The organism is Acetobacterium wieringae, assembly GCF_001766835.1.
Taxonomy (GTDB): domain Bacteria; phylum Bacillota; class Clostridia; order Eubacteriales; family Eubacteriaceae; genus Acetobacterium; species Acetobacterium wieringae.
Genome location: NZ_LKEU01000050.1, coordinates 32,126 through 50,545 on the forward strand (window position 1 = coordinate 32,126; position 18,420 = coordinate 50,545).

Annotated in this window: 19 protein-coding genes and 2 riboswitches; of the genes, 13 read left to right on the forward strand and 6 right to left on the reverse strand. The window is 48.4% G+C overall.

The features are described from left to right. The first annotated feature begins 19 nt into the window (after window positions 1-19). From ACWI_RS17485 to ACWI_RS17510, 6 genes are all read left to right on the forward strand, one after another. Window positions 20-772, forward strand: coding sequence for a hypothetical protein (locus ACWI_RS17485; protein ID WP_070372731.1), 753 nt, complete (start codon window positions 20-22; stop codon window positions 770-772). Continuing rightward, window positions 765-959: a hypothetical protein gene (locus tag ACWI_RS17490; protein WP_070372732.1), complete on the forward strand. Its 195-nt coding sequence runs from the start codon at window positions 765-767 to the stop codon at window positions 957-959. Before ACWI_RS17485 ends, ACWI_RS17490 begins: the two co-directional genes overlap by 8 nt. Before the next feature lie 107 nt (window positions 960-1,066). Beyond that, window positions 1,067-1,182, forward strand: a riboswitch (molybdenum cofactor riboswitch). Window positions 1,183-1,277: 95 nt separating this feature from the next. Then, the gene (locus ACWI_RS17495) at window positions 1,278-1,889 is read left to right on the forward strand and encodes an Ig-like domain-containing domain (RefSeq protein ID WP_070372733.1); all 612 of its coding nucleotides are present in this window, start codon (window positions 1,278-1,280) and stop codon (window positions 1,887-1,889) included. Continuing rightward, the gene (locus tag ACWI_RS17500) at window positions 1,849-2,904 is read left to right on the forward strand and encodes a FecCD family ABC transporter permease (RefSeq protein ID WP_070372734.1); all 1,056 of its coding nucleotides are present in this window, start codon (window positions 1,849-1,851) and stop codon (window positions 2,902-2,904) included. Before ACWI_RS17495 ends, ACWI_RS17500 begins: the two co-directional genes overlap by 41 nt. Before the next feature lie 5 nt (window positions 2,905-2,909). Next, complete coding sequence (locus tag ACWI_RS17505; protein ID WP_207648663.1) at window positions 2,910-3,713, forward strand: ABC transporter ATP-binding protein; 804 nt, start codon at window positions 2,910-2,912, stop codon at window positions 3,711-3,713. Window positions 3,714-3,748: 35 nt separating this feature from the next. After that, on the forward strand, window positions 3,749-4,831 hold the full coding sequence (locus ACWI_RS17510) for an ABC transporter substrate-binding protein (protein WP_070372736.1): 1,083 nt from the start codon (window positions 3,749-3,751) through the stop codon (window positions 4,829-4,831). A gap of 62 nt (window positions 4,832-4,893) precedes the next feature. On the opposite strand, the gene ACWI_RS17515 is transcribed toward ACWI_RS17510, so the two are convergent. Continuing rightward, window positions 4,894-5,616, reverse strand: coding sequence for a gamma-glutamyl-gamma-aminobutyrate hydrolase family protein (locus ACWI_RS17515; RefSeq protein WP_070372737.1), 723 nt, complete (start codon window positions 5,614-5,616; stop codon window positions 4,894-4,896). Between the two features lie 214 nt (window positions 5,617-5,830). Between ACWI_RS17515 and ACWI_RS17520 the strand changes: the two genes are divergently transcribed. Further along, the gene (locus ACWI_RS17520) at window positions 5,831-6,544 is read left to right on the forward strand and encodes a hypothetical protein (RefSeq protein WP_070372738.1); all 714 of its coding nucleotides are present in this window, start codon (window positions 5,831-5,833) and stop codon (window positions 6,542-6,544) included. A 51-nt stretch (window positions 6,545-6,595) separates the two neighbouring features. Here ACWI_RS17520 and ACWI_RS17525 read toward each other — a convergent pair whose 3' ends face one another. Beyond that, window positions 6,596-7,213 carry an NUDIX hydrolase gene (locus ACWI_RS17525; protein WP_070372739.1) on the reverse strand — a complete coding sequence of 206 codons (618 nt, stop codon included), beginning with the start codon at window positions 7,211-7,213 and terminating at the stop codon, window positions 6,596-6,598. A gap of 165 nt (window positions 7,214-7,378) precedes the next feature. On the opposite strand from ACWI_RS17525, the gene ACWI_RS17530 reads away from it, so the two are divergent. Beyond that, on the forward strand, window positions 7,379-7,765 hold the full coding sequence (locus ACWI_RS17530; protein WP_070372740.1) for a desulfoferrodoxin family protein: 387 nt from the start codon (window positions 7,379-7,381) through the stop codon (window positions 7,763-7,765). 69 nt (window positions 7,766-7,834) lie between these two features. Here ACWI_RS17530 and ACWI_RS17535 read toward each other — a convergent pair whose 3' ends face one another. Next, window positions 7,835-8,569 carry a glycoside hydrolase family 25 protein gene (locus ACWI_RS17535; protein WP_070372741.1) on the reverse strand — a complete coding sequence of 245 codons (735 nt, stop codon included), beginning with the start codon at window positions 8,567-8,569 and terminating at the stop codon, window positions 7,835-7,837. Window positions 8,570-8,802: 233 nt separating this feature from the next. Between ACWI_RS17535 and larE the strand changes: the two genes are divergently transcribed. Continuing rightward, entirely contained in the window at window positions 8,803-9,618 is an 816-nt protein-coding gene (larE, locus tag ACWI_RS17540; protein WP_070372742.1) for an ATP-dependent sacrificial sulfur transferase LarE, read from the forward strand. On the opposite strand, the gene ACWI_RS17545 is transcribed toward larE, so the two are convergent. The 3 genes from ACWI_RS17545 to ACWI_RS17555 all read right to left on the reverse strand — a co-directional run bounded on the left by ACWI_RS17545 (window position 9,615) and on the right by ACWI_RS17555 (window position 12,896). Continuing rightward, window positions 9,615-11,378: an ABC transporter ATP-binding protein gene (locus tag ACWI_RS17545; RefSeq protein WP_070372822.1), complete on the reverse strand. Its 1,764-nt coding sequence runs from the start codon at window positions 11,376-11,378 to the stop codon at window positions 9,615-9,617. The genes larE and ACWI_RS17545 overlap by 4 nt on opposite strands. 93 nt (window positions 11,379-11,471) lie before the next feature. Further along, window positions 11,472-12,425 carry an SPFH domain-containing protein gene (locus ACWI_RS17550; protein WP_070372743.1) on the reverse strand — a complete coding sequence of 318 codons (954 nt, stop codon included), beginning with the start codon at window positions 12,423-12,425 and terminating at the stop codon, window positions 11,472-11,474. A 15-nt stretch (window positions 12,426-12,440) separates the two neighbouring features. Further along, window positions 12,441-12,896, reverse strand: a complete 456-nt coding sequence (locus ACWI_RS17555; RefSeq protein WP_070372744.1) for an NfeD family protein — start codon at window positions 12,894-12,896, stop codon at window positions 12,441-12,443. Between the two features lie 133 nt (window positions 12,897-13,029). Then, a riboswitch (cobalamin riboswitch) is annotated at window positions 13,030-13,209 on the forward strand. A gap of 273 nt (window positions 13,210-13,482) precedes the next feature. On the opposite strand from ACWI_RS17555, the gene thiC reads away from it, so the two are divergent. The 4 genes from thiC to ACWI_RS17575 all read left to right on the forward strand — a co-directional run bounded on the left by thiC (window position 13,483) and on the right by ACWI_RS17575 (window position 18,413). After that, a complete protein-coding gene (thiC, locus tag ACWI_RS17560; RefSeq protein ID WP_070372745.1) occupies window positions 13,483-14,790 on the forward strand; it encodes a phosphomethylpyrimidine synthase ThiC in 1,308 nt (435 codons plus the stop codon). Beyond that, complete coding sequence (gene bzaB / locus ACWI_RS17565; protein WP_070372746.1) at window positions 14,787-16,070, forward strand: B12 lower ligand biosynthesis ThiC-like protein BzaB; 1,284 nt, start codon at window positions 14,787-14,789, stop codon at window positions 16,068-16,070. The genes thiC and bzaB overlap by 4 nt, the downstream gene beginning before the upstream one ends. Before the next feature lie 209 nt (window positions 16,071-16,279). Next, window positions 16,280-17,368, forward strand: a complete 1,089-nt coding sequence (gene cobT, locus ACWI_RS17570; protein ID WP_070372747.1) for a nicotinate-nucleotide--dimethylbenzimidazole phosphoribosyltransferase — start codon at window positions 16,280-16,282, stop codon at window positions 17,366-17,368. Further along, window positions 17,349-18,413, forward strand: coding sequence for a methyltransferase (locus tag ACWI_RS17575; RefSeq protein ID WP_084633842.1), 1,065 nt, complete (start codon window positions 17,349-17,351; stop codon window positions 18,411-18,413). Before cobT ends, ACWI_RS17575 begins: the two co-directional genes overlap by 20 nt. The last annotated feature ends 7 nt before the right edge of the window (window positions 18,414-18,420 follow it).

Below are 18,420 nucleotides of genomic sequence, written 5' to 3' on the forward strand. Positions count from 1 at the left end.
AACCAAGGAGTTTTCCGCCATGAAATTTTACCTTTGTATTGACGACACCGACAACCTCGATTCCATCGGTACCGGAACCATCGCCGAGCAGATTCAGGAAAAAATTATCCGCCAGGGCTATGGGCCCTGTTGCCTGGTGACCCGACACCAGCTTTATATACATGAGGATATACTCTACACCTCCCATAACAGCTCGATGTGTTTTTACGGCGAAGCCCCAGATGACGCTCTAGCCACCATCATCGATCTGGCTGCCAAACATCTCGATACCGTTGCTGCAGTGGGTTCCGACCCTGGTCTATGCGTGCTAGCTTATGACGAGAGCTGTCATTATGACGAATTGATGGAGTTTGGTATCCAGGCCAAGCAGACAATTCTGACTAAAGATGACGCAATGGCCTGTGCCCGTAACCACCAGCTCCATCTGTCCGAACACGGCGGTACCGGCCAGGGTATTATCGGCGCACTGGCCGGAGTTGGATTGCGATTATTCGGCTGTGACGGAGAAATCAAAGGAGCTCTCAAAAATGCCGTAATCAACCAAAGCTACACAGTTGCAGATCTCAAAAACCTCCCCGAAGTCGAACAGGTTCTCGATCTGACCAGTAAGGAACCACTGGCCGATACGACCCTGATCCGCCTGGACAATCGCTCCAAAACAGTACTTTACCGCCACCATTATGTACTTTTTGTCCGTCAGGACAAAAATAATCAGTACGTTACAATACCCAAAGCCGAAATCCGCCAACTGGGAGAGCACTTCTATGTCTGATCAACATCAACTTCCGATGGAAGCCTGGAAACAGGCACAAACCTTGGCAATAAACTGCCCTGAATTTAAGCCCGATGTGGAAGAAGAATGGTTGGCCGAGGAAACCATTTCCTGTTATAATTGCCGCTATCGGCGCTTTGTCGGAGCGGGAATCCGTTGTATGAAAGCTTTATTTCCCGATTTTTGAATCAAGACAACCAAATATCCGTCAAATTTGTCATTCTTCCCCACAAGTTGACAAATTGGTTTATTTATTTTATATTTATCACAGTTATTAATCGCTCCTCAACTGAATCAAATCATTAATTCCGAGCCCTTGATCCTAAAGGCATCCTATGGATCAGGGCCGCTAGGGTTTAAATGGAAACGTTTAGGCCTCCACGTTGGGAAGGAATTAATTAACCACCCGTTGCGACAGACGTTGCTGTCCAAATGTTGATTAATTAATAAAGACCAGCTGGTCTTTATTTTTTATGGCTAATATCTTAAAATTACGGAGGAAAACATGAAACCAAAAAACTTTACAAAAACAGTCCTATCCTTATTGTTAATCGGCCTGTTGGCCTTTGGATGCTGCGGCAGCGTTATGGCAGCTGGCGGTAATGGCTCCGGTGGTGGCAGTGGCGGTGGTAGTACCGAACCGCTGACTATCGTCACTGTCACCCCAGCTGACAAATCCACCGAAATTGCTATTGATACACCGATCAAACTGGAATTCAGTAAAAACGTCGCCTATGCCACCGTCCGGGATGCCAACCTCAAAGCTGTCAGCCTCTGGGCCGGAGATCAGCCGGTGGCAGCCGAAATCACCATGGCCGATGACCAATTGGAACCGGATCTTAGAAACTTCATCAACATCGTTCCCAGCGAACAGCTTAAAGAGGGCACCGTTTATACTATCAAGGTTGACACCACCCTAAGTTCCAAAAGCGGCGATGTTCTGACAGCTCCCATCACTTTAACCTTTACCACCGCCGGAACAAACGAAGCTGCCAACCAAGCTACTTCTGAAACAGCAAATAGCGGTTCCGGTCTAAATACCACCGGGATCATCATTGGTCTGATGGCGATTGCAATTGTCGTGGGAATCGTCATCGTCCGACGTAAAAAAGCCTAAATGTCACCGCAAAAAAAAAACACTTGTCACCATCATCCTGATTCTCCTACCACTGTTCTTTTTCTTTGGCACCCTTTGCATCGGCCGTTACTATGTATCTTTAAACGATGTCCTGACAACCCTGTGGCAGGGGCTCACCGGCACCCGTCGTGGTGTCAGCGCTGAAACTGCTACGGTGATTCTACAGATTCGTTTTCCTCGGGCCTTTCAGGGTGCCATGGTGGGGGCGGCTCTGGGCGCCAGCGGGGCCGCCTTTCAGAGCCTCTTTCGCAATCCTCTGGTTTCCAGTGGTATTCTCGGGGTTTCGGCCGGGGCTGGCTTCGGAGCTGCTTTGGCGATTGTGCTGTTCAACTCGATTTTTTTAACACCCTTGTTTGCCTTCTGCTTTGGAATTCTGGCGGTAATTCTCAGCTACTTTGCCGGGAAAATCGACAACACTTCCACTACCATCACCCTAGTACTGGGTGGCACCATTATTCAATCGATTTTTTCGGCGCTGATCTCACTGCTCAAATACCTGGCCGATACCGCTACCCAACTGCCAGCGATCACCTTCTGGTTGATGGGCAGTCTGGCCTCCACTAAAACTGCCGATGTCTTCCTGGCCCTCTTCCCAATGGCTCTGGGGATGGCTGGCATGCTGATCTTACGCTACCGCCTCAATGTCCTGTCAATGGGTGATCGTGAAGCTCGTACCCTGGGGATCAATGTGCCAGCCAATAAAGCTGCTATTATCGCCTTTGCCACCCTGGCCACCGCCGGAGCCGTCTGCGTCAGCGGCATCGTCGGCTGGATCGGGCTAATTATTCCCCATGTAGGTCGGATGCTGGTGGGCAATGACAACAAGTGGCTGGTACCGGCTAGCATGTCGCTGGGAGCCTGTTTTGTTATTTTCTGCGACACTCTCTGCCGCAGCTTAACCGGCGGCGAAATCCCGCTGGGAATTGTCACCGCTCTGATTGGCGGTCCCTTTTTTATTTATCTGCTAAAAAAAACCAAAGGAAGGAGCTGGTAAGAATCGTGTTGCGTTTAAACAACCTGAGTTTTGGCTACACCCCCAAACGGCTGATTTTTGAGAATATCAGCTTTGTGGTTCAGCCCGGAGAAGTCTTCTGTGTGATCGGCCCTAATGGCTGTGGCAAAACCACTCTGATTGACAGTATCCTAGGGATCAATCAGCCGCAACAAGGAACCATTGAAGTCGGTGGCACCCGTCTTACCCAGTTGAAACCTCGGGAATTTGCCCAGAATATTGCTTATGTCCCCCAGAGTCACACCAAAACCTTTCCTTATACAGTGCTGGACATTGTGGTAATGGGCCGCACCGCCGCCACCCGAGGCTTTGGTGCACCGGACAGTAACCAGCGGCAACGAGCTCGAGAAAGCCTTGACCAAGTGGGTCTCAAAGGTTTTGAGGAACGGCTTTACACCGAACTCAGCGGCGGCGAACTGCAGCTGGTGCTGATTGCCCGGGCCCTGACCCAGGACGCCCGCATCATGGTGCTGGACGAACCCACTGCTCACCTCGATTTTCGTCATGAGCTGATGGTAATGGAAATCATTACCTGGCTGGTCAAGGAACGGGGTCTAACCATTATCATGGCTACCCACTTTCTCAACCAGGCCTTTTATCTGGAAAATGCATCGGTCCCCACCCGGGTGGCGTTGATGAACGAGGGTAGAATCGAAGCCATTGGCCCCCCATCGACTGTGATTACCAGCGATAATCTCAAAGACGTCTTTAAAATCATTGCCACCACTGGTACCACCGATGAGGCCGGAATTCATCGGAAATTTATTGTGCCACTAAAAAACATCCGCTGACTGACTTAACTGATTTATCTAGAAAGGATCATTCCATGCTCAAAAGAAATTACTTTCTGTTTGGCACCCTGCTACTCGTCGGATTACTGCTAAGCACCCTGACCGGCTGCCAGATCCAGAACCAAGCCACAACGGTACCAACCAAAACAATTGTCGATTGTCTAAATCGGGAAGTAGAAATTCCGGCAGATCCCCAGCGGGTTGCCTGTCTCTACGCCTCCACCGCTCACATCATGACGATGCTGGGCCAGGAAGCTAAGATCGTCGGCATTCCCAACGGCATCAAGCGGGATGTACTGATGTCCTATAAACGGCCGGATATTGGTTCGGTATCGGTTCCCTTTAACGACGGTGCCATCAATATTGAAGAACTCCTGGCCACCAACACCGATCTGGTACTGCTGCGCAAAAGCACCGCCGAAAATGCCGGGGAAATCGAAAAACTCGATAAGGCCGGAATTCCCTGGGTTGTCATTGACTATGCCAGCCTGGATGATCTCCAAAAGGCCATCGCCGTAACCGGCACCGTTTTTAATCAGGAACAGCGGGCCACCGATTACAATGCCGCCCTCCAGCAAACTCTGACGCTGATTTCCGAGCGGGTCAGCAGTCTGCCGGAATCTGCCCGCCCCCGGGTTTACCATGCTGTCAACGAGGCCGCCCGAACCGACCTGGCTGGCGATCTCTGTAGCCAGATCACTGATGCCGCCGGGATTATCAATGTTTCAACTCAGGGCGGTAGTCTGATCACTGATGCCGAAAAAACGATGACTACTCTGGAACAGATCTACAGTTGGGATCCCGATGCTTTCATTGCCAATGACATCATTGCCAGCAACTATATGCTAAGCGATCCCAAATGGTCGGGCTTAAGAGCCGTGGCCGAGCAACGAGTCACCACCCTGCCGGTCGGTGTCACCCGCTGGGGCCACCCTGGTTCGATGGAACCCCATATGGCTGCGTTATTTATCGCTATGACCTTTTATCCGGAGCTGTTTGCCGATGTCGATCTGACCCAGACCGTCAAAGACCACTATCAGCAATGGTTTGAACTTACGCTGACTGATGCCGATGTGGCCACGATCTTATCCGGTGAAGGGATGCGACTGGCAAAATAGCTAAGTCATGCCAATATCAAAAAAGGAATCCTGGCTGCATCAAAGCAGCTGGGATTCCTTTTTTAGTTTCGGCAGGCAGCAACAAAAGCCTGCAGTATTCTCAACGTATTTTCATCATCCCGCCATAAAAACTCAGGGTGCCATTGTACTGCCAGACCGAAAGCGAGACCCTCGATTTCCACCGCCTCCACCAGGCCATCCCTGCTAAACGCCGCGGCGGTCAGTTGGGGTGCTAAGCGGGCAATCGCCTGATGATGCATACTATTGACCCGGATCATTTCCATCCCTATGATTTCATACAGCCGGGATTTTTTATTGACCATAACCTCATGAACTGGAAATTCATAATTGTTTTGTTGAAAATGCTGAATCGGCAATTCCCGGTTGACCTGCTTATTGATATCCTGGTAGAGTGTTCCTCCTAATGCAACGTTAAATAATTGAAGTCCCCGACAGACCCCGAAAACCGGCTTATCCCGATCCATCACTGCCCGTAACAGTCGTAATTCCAAATGATCACGGGGTGGATAGATTTCATTGCAGTATTTTAGCAAAACTTCGCCATAGTGCTGCGGATCCACATCATGGCCTCCGCTGAAAACAAAGCCATCCAATCGCTCGGCAATCGCTTCAATGTCCTCGTCGTGATTCAAAATTGACAAAATCACCGGGATTCCACCGGCGGCAATTATCCCCTCGGGATATCCCGGGTACATCCAGATGCTCTTTTTATTGCTGTCATATAAAGGTAAAATCCCAATTAAAGGTTTTTTTTGTGCACACATTTTCGTTTCCTCGCTTCTTACGCCTGGTTAAAGCTAGGGTAAAATGAAAATTATAACCCGTACCGATAACCTCAACCATTGATATTATTTTAAACGAAAAGCATCATAATCACAAGGAAAGTTTGATTCTTAGACATAATTGTGACCAAAGTGTGATTGCTATTGTACCAAAAGTGTTATAAAATATACTTAACTTTGAAACAGGAGCGACGGCATGTCAAAAAAAAGATTCTTATTTATCATACTAATTTCCCTGATTGTTTTACTCTTTGCCGGTTGTGACAAAGATGACGGTACCACCGCCTATCTCACCTTGATGACGGTTCCCACATCAGCAACCATCCCCAATGGACTGCATCTTGACTCGATTTTAAGCATCACTAATCCCATCCCGGATGATCCCAATGGCGCTACGACCACTGTTCAGTTTGGTGTTTTTGGTTATACCAATACCGCCGGAGAACCGGTTTACTATGTTTACGGCAAAAAAGAATCTATCTCTGACGACCAGTCTCATTTGCTGGAGCAAGGTTTTTATCAAATGGATTATCGGGTCGACGAACAAAACGTTTATCTGGCCTTGAAAAACGGCAGTTCTCCCCTGACCAAGGTTGACAAGGGTAACGGAATTCCCACCGTTTACGATGGTGAACTCCCCTTTGGATTCTATACCCCAGTGGAAGACAAGGATGGGTTTTACACCTTTGTCGATGCCAACGGAGTAACCCAATACCGGGTATATGCCACCTTCCTGAACAAGAACGGAAATTTTTTCCCGGCCTCGGAAGACGGCCAAATGATTGCTGGTGCCTTGCCCATTAACAAGTCAGTGGAAGAAACCTTGCAATCTCAGGGACAAAGTGCTGTTTCCAAAATGATTACGACTCCAATTACCTGTACCAACATACCAACCACATATGTTGTATGAGCTAACCCACAAAAACAGCCACTCAGCAGTTTTTGTGGGTTTTATTGAGCTTTAGTCATACACCGGATGATATTCTGGATTTTGGTGGGCTTTAAAAAATAGGGTCAACTGTGCTTCGGTGGTTCGCCCCAGTGACAACGGTGGCAGCTGATCCATGGCAAAGAAACCACTCTCGATGGTTTCAGCGTTACATTTAAAGTCCCCCTCCAGTAATTCACACAGCATCAGGATCTTATAAATAGTATACGGACAGGTATCCTGGACCCATTTACTGCGATCCAGCAGCCCGACCAGTCGGGTTGGCTTAACCAGCACTCCAGCTTCTTCAAAGGCTTCTTTAATGACATTTTCCTGGGGTGTCCGGTTGACATCAGCCCACCCCCCCGGCAGCGACCAACGACCATCAATCTTTTCCCGAACCAGCAGGATCTTATTGTCGACAATCACACCACCCCGAACATCGACCTTGGGCGTTAAATAGCCTTCTTCCCTGATATAGTAATCTTTTATCACCTCATGGGAAATCTCTGTATGTTTTTCGATGATTTCTCGGGACAGCTTTTCAATTTCACGATAGCGAACCAGATCATAGTCGTTTTTGCAGTAGGTCAACCCCGACTGTGAGATTGATTGTAATTCTCTTGCCCATAAAAGCCATTGTTTTTCCATCTTTCTTCTCGAAGCAACGCTTCGCTCCTTTCAAAATTAACAATTTGTGTCTTCACTTTCTTAAATCTTATGTTATAATGTAGATAAGAATTAATCTAATTTGTTTATTTCTTTATTTTTGGGGAATATAACAAAAGAGATTAACATTGACTTAGGAGGTCTATTATGTGTAAAGAACCAAAATTTTTCGTCTGTAAACATTGTGGGAATTTCGTAGGAATGATTCACGAATCAGGTGCTCAAATGATCTGCTGTGGCGATCCCATGACAGAAGTTGTTCCCAATACGACTGATGCCGCTCAGGAAAAACACGTTCCTGTCATCACCGTAAATGGCAATACCGTCACCGTTGATATTGGTAGTGTTCCCCATCCAATGACGCCTGAACACCATATCGCCTGGGTCTATCTTGAAACCACCGAAGGTGGCCAACGAAAATGTCTGGCCGAAACCGGGGCACCGAAAGCCGAATTTGCTCTAACCCCTGGGGATAAAGTCATTGCAGCCTATGAATATTGTAACCTTCATGGTTTATGGAAAGCAAGTTTATAATTAAACACATGCTGTGAAAAATAATCCAGTAACTATAAAAGCTGCCGTCTTGGCAGCTTTTTCAGATTGTCAGAAGAATTCTTCAATAAATTCAGCGTAAGTGCCGTTGTAAAGGTTCATATCAATAAACGTTTCATCACCATCATAGCCGTCCATCATACCCCGGTGACTATATTGCCAGAAGGTAAAGGTTTCGCCGTTTGGCAACGTTTCAGGCCAGGCATTATCCAGATCGACGATCCAGATTTGATAATCTTTATAGTCGGTTCCAATATACATTTTAAAAATGCGCTGGGTGGTATAAATTATTGGTTTTACCCCATAATGATTTTCCAGTTCCTTTAGAAATTCATCAAGGATAACCTTAACCTGTTCCTTGGGTAAGGCATTGTCTTCATAAATTCCATACAATTCCAGATCAACTACCGGTGGCAGGTTCTGATCAGAAACCGGTACATTGGCAATAAAGTTCTGCGCTTGCGCTTTACCCGTCGTGTCATAATTTAAAAAGTGATATGCGCCGACCTTAAGGGCTGTTTTCTGACTCGCTTCCCAGTTCGTTTTAAATTTCGTGTCCACATAATCATTACCCTCTGTGGCTTTGATGAAGGCGAAATCAATATTCTGATCAGCCAGTAGTTCCCAATCAATATCGCCCTGGTAAGCAGACAGATCCACCCCTTTGACCAGATGATCCTCCCTTTTGGTCTGATTAAATGTATGGGTTACCCCATATATAATTAGCACAATGATAAACAAAACTCCAATTCCCACCCCCAGTGAGATAGCTTTTTTTACGGACATTCCATATTCCCCCTACTTTTTAATGTAAACCTGGTAATAGCAATTTGCTTCGCGGACGGTTTGCGAAAGCCGACATCAAAGTAAATCTTTTTCAATGTTTATAAATTACGCAATTACTTACTTAATGTAAACATTATAACAAAATATTTACTGGCGGGGAACCCTCTTAAGGAGTTATAATATAGCCATTATCCGAATCAAAGAATTCAAATTGATACATACAAGGAGATGCCATGGAAATAAATACCATCCTAACCCCGGTTCTTGCCGAAAAACTGGTTGTTTTGAAAGATAATATCAAACGTTTCCCCAAAGTCAGTATTGCCTTTTCCGGCGGTGTCGACAGTACCCTGTTGCTGCAGGTAGCAGTTTCTGTACTGGGAGATGCTGTATTGCCCATTACCGTTAACGGTGCGATGCTGCCCAGATCGGAATTTGCCGAAGCCCAAGCGCTGGCCAAAGCCATCGGAGCAATCCCCTTAGTGCTTGAAGCCGATGTCTTTGCATTGGAAAATTTTGTCAAAAACCCAACTGATCGCTGTTATCATTGCAAAAAATTTATTTTTACCCAGATCAAAGATGCTGCTCTGGCCAATGGCTACGAGGTAATTCTGGACGGCTCCAATCTTGATGATATGAAGGACTATCGACCCGGGATTAAAGCCTTGGGTGAGTTGGGGGTTTTTAGCCCATTAAAAGAGTCTGGACTGACCAAGCAGGATATCCGGGATCTCTCGGCCTATTACGGCTTACCAACAGCCACCAAACCGGCGATGGCCTGCCTGGCCACCCGGATTCCTACCAACACGCCGATTACTCCGGCCGCTCTGGCGGCTATAGAAGCCGGGGAGGATTTTCTCAAATCCCTGGGCTTAAGCCAATACCGGCTGCGACTGCTGGGCGATACCGCTAAAATCGAATGCGACCCTGACGATTTTACCGTTATCATCGACAACCGCCTGGCCCTGATCGACACCCTGAAAAACCTCGGCATCAAATCCATCACCCTGGACCTGGCTGGCTACAACTGCGGCAATATGAACGGCTAAAACTCTTCGTTTAATTCATCCAGCTCCCGGTACATCTGGTAGAGATCGTAGTAGACCCCTTCTTCCCGGAGCAGTTCCTCATGAGAGCCTTTTTCGACAATCCCATCTTCGGTAAGAACCAAGATCGAGTCGGCATTTTTGATGGTGGTCAGCCGATGAGCAATGGTAAAGGTCGTTCGACCCCGAGTCAGCTCTTTTAGGGATTCCTGAACAATCCGTTCGCTTTCATTATCCAAAGCCGAGGTGGCTTCATCAAGAATCAGAATCGGTGGATTTTTTAAGAATACCCGGGCAATACTGATTCGCTGCTTCTGACCGCCTGAAAGTTTGATCCCCCGTTCGCCGATATAGGTATCATAACCCTGGGGCAGCTTCTCAATAAACGAATGGGCCCCGGCGTGTTTGGCTGCCTGAATTACGCTGTCCCGGTCGGCATCATTCCGACCATAGCTGATGTTCTCATAGACCGTCCCCGAAAAAAGATAAACATCCTGCTGAACAACCCCCACCTGAGTTCGCAGCGAATGGAGAGTCAGACCCTGAATATCCTGACCATCAATCAAAATCCGGCCGGAGCTCACAGTGTAGAAGCGCGGAATCAGATGACACATGGTCGTTTTTCCGCTGCCGGACGGTCCGACAATGGCAATATTCTGCCCTGCCTTCACCTCAACATCGATATGAGACAGCACCGCATCACCACCATCGTTGTATTGAAAGCTGACATCTTCAAAACGGACATCACCCACTACGTCAGTCAGTTCCACCTCATTGGCCTGATTTTCATATTCGGTCGGTTGATCGAGAATTTCGATAAAGCGTTCAAACCCGGTCATGCCTCGTTGAAACTGTTCGGCAAACTCGACAATCCGGCGGATCGATGTGAGCAAGGTGGTCACATACAGCAGATATGCCACATAGTCTCCAGGATTGATGGCGCCATTGATCATAAAGATCCCGCCGCAGACCATTACCAGCAGGTACATCAGTCCGTCAAAAAGCCGGGTGGTGGTCTGGAAACCTGCAAAATAACGATACGTTTTTCGTTTAACTTCCAGAAACTGACTGTTCCCCGCCTCAAACTTCAGCTCTTCAATGCTTTCATTGGCAAAGGACTTCACCACCCGAATTCCCAGTAAATTGTCTTCCACCTGGGCGTTGATGTCCCCGGTCTTAACCCGCGACCGCATCATTTCCCGGCGCATTCGCTTACGAAAATAGGTGGTGGTCAAAAGCATCACCGGTAATGCGGCAAAAATAATCAGCGTCAGCCAGATATTAACGCTGGCCAATATCCCAAAGGATACTCCAATTTTCAGACCGGCAATAAAAAATTCCTCGGGACAATGATGCGCAAACTCAGTGACATCGAAAAGATCCGAGGTCATTCGGGACATCAGCTGACCGATTTTTGTATCGCTGTAAAACGAAAAAGACAGCTTCTGAAGATGCGAAAAAAGATCCCGGCGCATATCGGTTTCGATCTGAGCCCCCATCACATGACCGACATCGGCCATAAAATAATTAGCCACTGCGTCGATCAGTCGCAGCATCAGATATAACAGTCCCAGTTTTAGAATTGTTTCCACTGTCAGACTGGCCAAATCATTAATTGCGGCATTGGTAATAAACCGCACGATCAGCGGCAACACCAGATCGCAGGCCGTGGTCAGGGTCGCACAAAAGAGATCCAATAACAAAATCCATTTATATTTTTGATAATAGGGTATAAAACGTTTGATAAGTTGCGTATTCGTGATTTCCAAAATATGCCCTCTTTCTTAATTGTTCGTTAAAAAATTTGGGCAATCGAAAAACGGCTTGCCGTTTCCCAATTGCCCATTCATGGTCGTTTATAAATTACTCTGCTGACTGACTTTAGTCTGATCCTTCATAATTTCACTGAGGGATGTGGCCAGACCGGCTAAACTCTGAATTTCAGATGGTATAATGATCTTGGTGGCTTTGCCATCGGCTACCTTTTCAAAGGTTGATAGGCTTTTTAGCGCAATCACCGACTGGATTGGATCAGCAGCGTTTAACATTTTGACCCCATTTGCAACGGCTTCCTGAACCGTGATAATCGCTTCGGCTTCCCCTTCCGCCCGTCTGATCTGGGCTTCCCGGTCTGCTTCAGCGCTTAAAATAGCGGCCGCTTTCAACCCTTCTGCCTGCAAAATTGCCGCCGATTTTTCACCTTCTGCCACCAGAATAGCGCTGGCTTTTTCCCCTTCGGCCTGAAGAATTTTTTCACGTCGTTCCCGCTCGGCCTTCATCTGCCGTTCCATCGCATTTTGGATCGCTTCTGGTGGCATAATATTTTTAAGCTCGACCCGATTAATTTTAATCCCCCAGGGATCGGTGGCTTCATCGAGAATCACCCGCATCTTGGTATTAATGACATCTCGGGAGGTGAGCGTTGCATCAAGCTCCATATCTCCGATGATATTACGGAGTGTCGTGGCCGTTAAGTTTTCAATTGCCTTCATGGGATTATCCACCCCATACATATAAAATTTGGGATCGGTTACCTGCAAATATATAACCGTGTCAATTTGCATTGTGACGTTATCTTTGGTGATAACCGGTTGTGGTGGAAAATCGGCTACCCGCTCTTTTAAACTGATTCGTTTGGAGATCCGGTCAATAATTGGTATCGCAATATGAAAACCGGTTTCCCAGGTAGAATGATAAGCTCCCAGCCGTTCGACTACATAGGCATTGGCCTGAGGAACAATCTTGGCATTGACAATAATCACAACAATAAAAATGATAAAGATGACACCTAAAATAATGAGTCCATACATGTTTTTTTCCTCCTTTTATTTTGAAATAGTTTCTTTCTCAGCCGCCCGAACCATGGCCTTAACGCCTTCGATTCCCACAACAGTCACTTCAGCACCAATCGGAATAACAGCCTCACCATCGACATTTCGGGCTGACCAGGACTTCCCGTCTATTTTGACCGCCCCCTGACCTTTGAGGTTATTGATTTCTTCTTCAACAATGCCCCGGTTTTTAAGGATCCGATCGGCATTGGTCGCCATTTTTTGGGGATCCAGATGTTTCTTTAAAAACGGCTTTGTACCCAATAATAAACCAATGGAAACGACAAAAAAAACGATCATCTGCACCCAGAAAGCCGCGCCAAAATAGGCGGCAACTAAAGCCACCAAAGAGCCCACACAAAACCAGATTGAAACCAACGCCCCAGCTGTAACCAGTTCAGCTACCAGAAAAACGATAAACAAAATCAACCAGATAAAAACAAGATTCATCCTCTCACCTCCCTCATTCATTTGATTTATTATAACATAGTTTGATTCTTTTTTTATCTCAACTGTCCAAATCATTTTTTTAATTTTTTTCTTGCACATTTATTTTTTAGGTTGTATAATCAAAAACAAGTAAATCGAAAAGCGAGCATATGGTGCCTTAGCAATAAGGAGAATAGGGAATCAGGTGAGAGTCCTGAACGAACCCATCACTGTAAGGGCGGAGCAAACCACAAAGACCACTGTTTTTTAATGGGAAGGTGTGGCGTAGCGCTAAAACCCCGAGTCAGGAGACCTGCCTATGATCGATCCTGAATGAACGAAGGTAAAGTTCATGGCGGTTATTTTTATAATAACTGCTGTGGACTTTTTTATTTGCCAACGTTTCAGTTTTTGGTGACTTTAATCCATAATCGATCTCATTGAACACCGTCCCGACCAATTATTAATCCATTGTTTGCTTGCGGCTTCGGACAGGCGTTGCCGTGTCCGCCCCGATGCAAACAATCAGATTATTAATTGTCGGTACTCTGCAAGTTTTAAAAAGCTGAAACGAATAAACAATTATTTAAAAATTCAGGAGGAAACAATGACAATTCTGGAAAAAGCACGGGCGGGTGAAATCACCGCCGAAATGATTTATGTGGCCGAAAAAGAAGGACTCGATCCCGAGCTGATTCGCCAGGGAGTGGCCGCTGGCGAAATCGTTATTCTTAAAAGCGCCCGCCCCAATATCAACCCGGTGGCAGTCGGTAAAGGACTGTTTACCAAGGTCTCAGCCAGCGTCGGGATGTATGAAGTTGACGACACCATCGCCGGTGAAATGGCTAAAATTGACCAGGCCATTAAGGCCAAGGCCGATACCCTGATGGACTTAAGTGTCCGGGGCCCGATTGATGCGATGCGTGAAAAAGTCTTAGCTACAGTGGATCGGCCGGTGGGTACCCTGCCCCTGTATCAGACCCTGGCCATGGCTCAGGAAAAATACGGTACCGCTTTAGATATGACCGCCGACGACATGTTTGCGATGATGGAAAAACAGGCTGCCGAGGGTGTCAGTTTTCTGGCGCTACACTGCGGCACTACCATGGACGTGATCAATCGGGCTAAAGATGAGGGCCGGATTGATCCACTGGTCAGTTATGGAGGCTCCCATCTGATCGGCTGGATGGTTCATAACCAGTGTGAAAACCCCTTTTTTGACCAATACGACCGGGTTCTGGAAATCTGCAAAAAATATGATGTTGTCCTGAGTTTTGCCGACGGCATGCGTCCCGGCTGTATCGCTGATTCGCTGGATGGCGCTCAGGTTCATGAATTGGTAATCCTCGGCGGCCTGGTTAAAAAGGCCCGGGCGGCTGGCGTTCAGGTGATGGTTAAAGGTCCTGGTCACGTGCCGCTGGATCAGATCCAAACGACTGTCCAATTACAAAAACAATTATGCGATGGCGCACCCTACTTTGTCTTTGGTTGTCTGCCCACTGATTCCGGGGCCGGGATGGATCATGTCACTGGCGCCATCGGTGGCGCCATTGCTGCCTACTATGGCGCTGACTTTCTCTGCTATGTGACCCCGGCTGAACACATCGGTATGCCCAGTGCCGAAGATGTCTATCTGGGTGTGATGGCCAGCCGCATTGCCGCCCATGCCGGTGATGTCGGCAAGGGTCATCCGGCAGCGATTGCCTGGGATCTGGAAATGTCCCATGCCCGGCGGGAACTCAACTGGGGCCGACAGATGGAACTGGCCATTGACACCGAAACCGCCACCAAGGTTTGGAAGGATCGCAGTACCAACTTCGCCTCCGAGTGCAGCATGTGCGGCGACTTCTGTGCCATGAAAATTGTCGGTAAGTATTTACGAGATGAAAACCAGGAAGTGAGGAACGAACGATGACCCAAATGTTAAAAGCCCGGGCGGGAAAAATTACCGAAGAAATGGAAATGGTGGCGATTAGCGAAGGCTTCACCCCGGAATTTATTCGGGATGGGGTGGCCGCTGGCCGGATTGTCATTCCTAAAAACAAATTGCGCAACCGTACTAAAATCTGTGGTATCGGCGGCGGACTGGACGTCAAAGTTAACGGTCTGATGGGCACCTCCAGTGACCGCGATGACATGGAAATGGAAGTCAAAAAACTAAAAATCATTGAAGCCGCTGGCGCCCATGGCTTTATGGATTTAAGTATGGGCGAAGATATCGACACCATGCGAACCTTGAGTTTAACCAATTCCAATATCGCGGCTGGCTGTGTGCCGGTGTATCAGGCGGCCAAAGAAGCCACCGAAAAACGCGGCCTGATGGTCAATATGACGGCCGACGATCTTTTTTCTGTGGTCGAAAAACAATGTCAGTCCGGTATGGATTTTATGGCCGTTCACTCGGCTCTGAATATGGATCTTCTCAAAATATTAAAGAAAACCGGTCGGGTGGCCGATGTGGTCAGCCGGGGCGGCTCGCTGCTGACCGGCTGGATGTTCCATAATGACAAAGAAAACCCCCTCTATGAACAGTTTGACCGGTTGCTGGAAATTCTTAAAGCCACCGATACGGTCTTAAGCATCGGCGACGCCATTCGACCCGGCGCCAACGCCGACTCCCTCGATCAGGCTCATCTGCGGGGCCTGATGGTCGCTGGTGAACTGACCAAACGGGCTCTGGCCGCAGGCGTTCAGGTGATGGTGGAAGGTCCCGGCCATGTCCCCTTAAACCATATTCCATCGGCGATGCTGTTGCAGAAGCGACTTTGCTTTGAGGTGCCCTATTATATTCTGGGCTTCCTGGCCACTGATGTTGCTCCCGGTTATGACAACATTTCCGGAGCCATCGGCGGGGCCTTTGCCGGTATGCACGGGGCCGACTTCCTTTGTTATCTGACTCCAGCCGAACATCTGGGTCTGCCCAATGAAGACGATGTCCGGATCGGTGTCGAAACCACCCGGATCGCTGCTAATGCCGCTAATGTCTTAAAACGTGGTAAAGCCGCCTGGAACCGGGATCTGGCGATGTCCCGGGCCCGGGTTGCCCGCAATCAGGAAGAACAGGTCAAAAACGCCATCAATCAGGCCAATCTGATCGCCGCTTTGGCAGCCCAAAAGCCCTCCCATGGCTGTGCCGTCTGTGCCGACAGCAAATGTCCAGCCGATGTGGCCGCTGAGTTTTTTGGACTGGCATAAATGATAGCTTAAGTGATGCGGGCGAACACGGTTCGCCCCGAACTGACCAATCACTACCTTGCTAAAATAGATGTCTCGTTATTGTTTATCGGATTGTTTGTGCACCAAAAAAACAGCACCCGATCTAAATCATCAGACCGTAGGGGAGGTCCGTGACCTCCCGAAACGCTGTGCATTATAATTAATACCATATAGAAGGGATAAGTACCATGATCGAAACCAAATATACCTTAAAACACGTCATCGATAACACCGAACCAGCTGATCCCAAGTGGCGGCAGGCGGCCCGGGATCATATTGAACAATTGGCCATTCCACCCTGGAGTCTCGGTCAGCTACTGGTCGTAGCTGAACAACTGGCGGGGATTCAGCGCACCATCCGCCCCAACGTTGATAAAAAAATGGTCATCACCATGGCCGGAGATCACGGCGTTGTGGCTGAAGGCGTTTCCGCCTTTCCCCAGGAGGTTACCCCCCAGATGGTACAAAACTTTGTCAAAGGCGGTGCTGGCATTAACATTCTGGCGAAGGCCTCCGGGGCTGAAGTGATTGTTGTCGACATGGGCGTCGCCGTGGATATGCCCGAGCTGGTTAAGCAAGGTGCCATTATCGACTGCAAAATCGCTCGTGGCACCAAGAATTTTTACTACGAACCGGCAATGACCCGGGAGCAAGCCATTGCTGCTCTGGAAGCCGGAATCAACGTGGCTGCTCAGGTCATTGAAGAGCAGGGGATTAACCTTTTGGCCACCGGCGATATGGGTATCGGCAACACCACACCCAGCGCTGCAATCCTGGCCGTCATGGCCGAGTATCCGGTTTCATCCGTCACTGGCCGAGGCACCGGGATTGATAACGCCGCTCTGATTAATAAGATCAAAGTGATCCGGGAATCGATTAACCGCCATCAGCCCGACAAAACCGACCCCATCGATGTCCTCGCCAAAGTCGGCGGCTTCGAGATCGCCGGGATTGCCGGAGTGATTCTGGGTGCCGCCTTCAAACAGGTACCAGTCCTGGTGGACGGCTTTATTTCCACCGCTGGCGCACTGATTGCCAAGGCCCTCTGCCCTCAGGCGCTGGATTACATGATCCCCTCCCATCAGAGTGAAGAACCGGGTCATCAGCTGATGTGGCAGGCCCTGGGGCTCAGACCGCTGCTTAACCTTAATTTCCGCCTGGGTGAAGGCACCGGGGCAGCGGTCGCCATGCATCTGGTGGAATCCTCGGCCCGGGTGATTGGTGATGTTCTAACCTTTTCCGATGCCGGAGTAACCAATGGTCATGAAGGGCTATGATCCTAAGACCAACGGCGGTCAGTATCTGGAAGACCTGGCCACGGCCTACTGGGTTTCCGATGCCCTGTTTACGGCGCTGGAGATGGATCTTTTTCAGACCATCGATGATTTCGGAATCCGGGGTGCCAGTCTCGCTGAGCTCGCCCCCAAACTTGGCGCCAACGAAAGCGCCCTTAAACGATACCTGGCACTTTTAAAAAGCCTTGGCTTGCTGGGACAACACCAAAACATTTACTATAACCAATTGATTACCAAAGAATATCTACTGAAAGAGAGTCCGCTTTATCAGGGTGACTCAATTCTGTGGCGAAAAAACCTGCGCGATGACTGGACTACCCTGAAGGCCTCGCTGATTGCCGGTGGCCGGGTTAATTTTTTACCGGAAGATATCAGCGAGACTGAACTGAACCGACGCCGGGCCAACTATATCCGGGCTATGGACAATGTCGCCAAACTTAAAGCCCAGGATTGTACCGCCTTTTTTACGGAACTAAGCGGTGCTATTCTGGATGTGGGAACCGGCTCCGGGGCTATGGCGCTGGCCTTTTTGGAGGCTTTCCCGGACACCGAAGCAACCCTTTTAGATATCAAACAGATGCTGCCCCAGACCCAAAAACTTGTTGCGGCCACCACTTTTTCTGATCGGGTTTGCTATCATCCCGCCAATATTCTGGAACCGGACTGGGGGCTAACTCAAAAATATCAGCTGATTATTCTTTCAAATATTGTTCATGCCTACGCCGAAGCGGAAAATGAACAAGTCTTAAAAACTGCGGCCAGCCATTTGAGCGATGACGGCATCATCCTGATCCATGATTTTTTTAATGAACATCACCCCGTCAAAGCGCATCTGAGCGATATCAACATGTTTTTAAACACCTACAACGGCAAGGTTTTTTCCGGAGCCTGGGTAAGTGCTGAACTGGGAAAGCACGATTTGGTCACCTCACCGCTGATGCCCCTGGCCACCGACACCGCCCTGATCTTTGCCGCCCGATCTCAGTCGGCACTGGATCGCCTTTGTTTTAAACAAGATACCAATTAACTGCTAA

What these genes read in the sequence shown, in the direction of transcription:
- ACWI_RS17490 (WP_070372732.1), top strand. Translation starts at nt 765, where the DNA reads ATGTCTGATCAACATCAACTTCCGATGGAAGCCTGGAAACAGGCACAA.
- ACWI_RS17485 (WP_070372731.1), top strand. Translation starts at nt 20, where the DNA reads ATGAAATTTTACCTTTGTATTGACGACACCGACAACCTCGATTCCATC.
- larE (WP_070372742.1), top strand. Translation starts at nt 8,803, where the DNA reads ATGGAAATAAATACCATCCTAACCCCGGTTCTTGCCGAAAAACTGGTT.
- ACWI_RS17520 (WP_070372738.1), top strand. Translation starts at nt 5,831, where the DNA reads ATGTCAAAAAAAAGATTCTTATTTATCATACTAATTTCCCTGATTGTT.
- ACWI_RS17525 (WP_070372739.1), bottom strand. Translation starts at nt 7,213, where the DNA reads ATGGAAAAACAATGGCTTTTATGGGCAAGAGAATTACAATCAATCTCA.
- bzaB (WP_070372746.1), top strand. Translation starts at nt 14,787, where the DNA reads ATGACCCAAATGTTAAAAGCCCGGGCGGGAAAAATTACCGAAGAAATG.
- ACWI_RS17575 (WP_084633842.1), top strand. Translation starts at nt 17,349, where the DNA reads ATGGTCATGAAGGGCTATGATCCTAAGACCAACGGCGGTCAGTATCTG.
- ACWI_RS17495 (WP_070372733.1), top strand. Translation starts at nt 1,278, where the DNA reads ATGAAACCAAAAAACTTTACAAAAACAGTCCTATCCTTATTGTTAATC.
- ACWI_RS17530 (WP_070372740.1), top strand. Translation starts at nt 7,379, where the DNA reads ATGTGTAAAGAACCAAAATTTTTCGTCTGTAAACATTGTGGGAATTTC.
- ACWI_RS17550 (WP_070372743.1), bottom strand. Translation starts at nt 12,425, where the DNA reads ATGTATGGACTCATTATTTTAGGTGTCATCTTTATCATTTTTATTGTT.
- ACWI_RS17535 (WP_070372741.1), bottom strand. Translation starts at nt 8,569, where the DNA reads ATGTCCGTAAAAAAAGCTATCTCACTGGGGGTGGGAATTGGAGTTTTG.
- thiC (WP_070372745.1), top strand. Translation starts at nt 13,483, where the DNA reads ATGACAATTCTGGAAAAAGCACGGGCGGGTGAAATCACCGCCGAAATG.
- ACWI_RS17515 (WP_070372737.1), bottom strand. Translation starts at nt 5,616, where the DNA reads ATGTGTGCACAAAAAAAACCTTTAATTGGGATTTTACCTTTATATGAC.
- ACWI_RS17510 (WP_070372736.1), top strand. Translation starts at nt 3,749, where the DNA reads ATGCTCAAAAGAAATTACTTTCTGTTTGGCACCCTGCTACTCGTCGGA.
- cobT (WP_070372747.1), top strand. Translation starts at nt 16,280, where the DNA reads ATGATCGAAACCAAATATACCTTAAAACACGTCATCGATAACACCGAA.
- ACWI_RS17555 (WP_070372744.1), bottom strand. Translation starts at nt 12,896, where the DNA reads ATGAATCTTGTTTTTATCTGGTTGATTTTGTTTATCGTTTTTCTGGTA.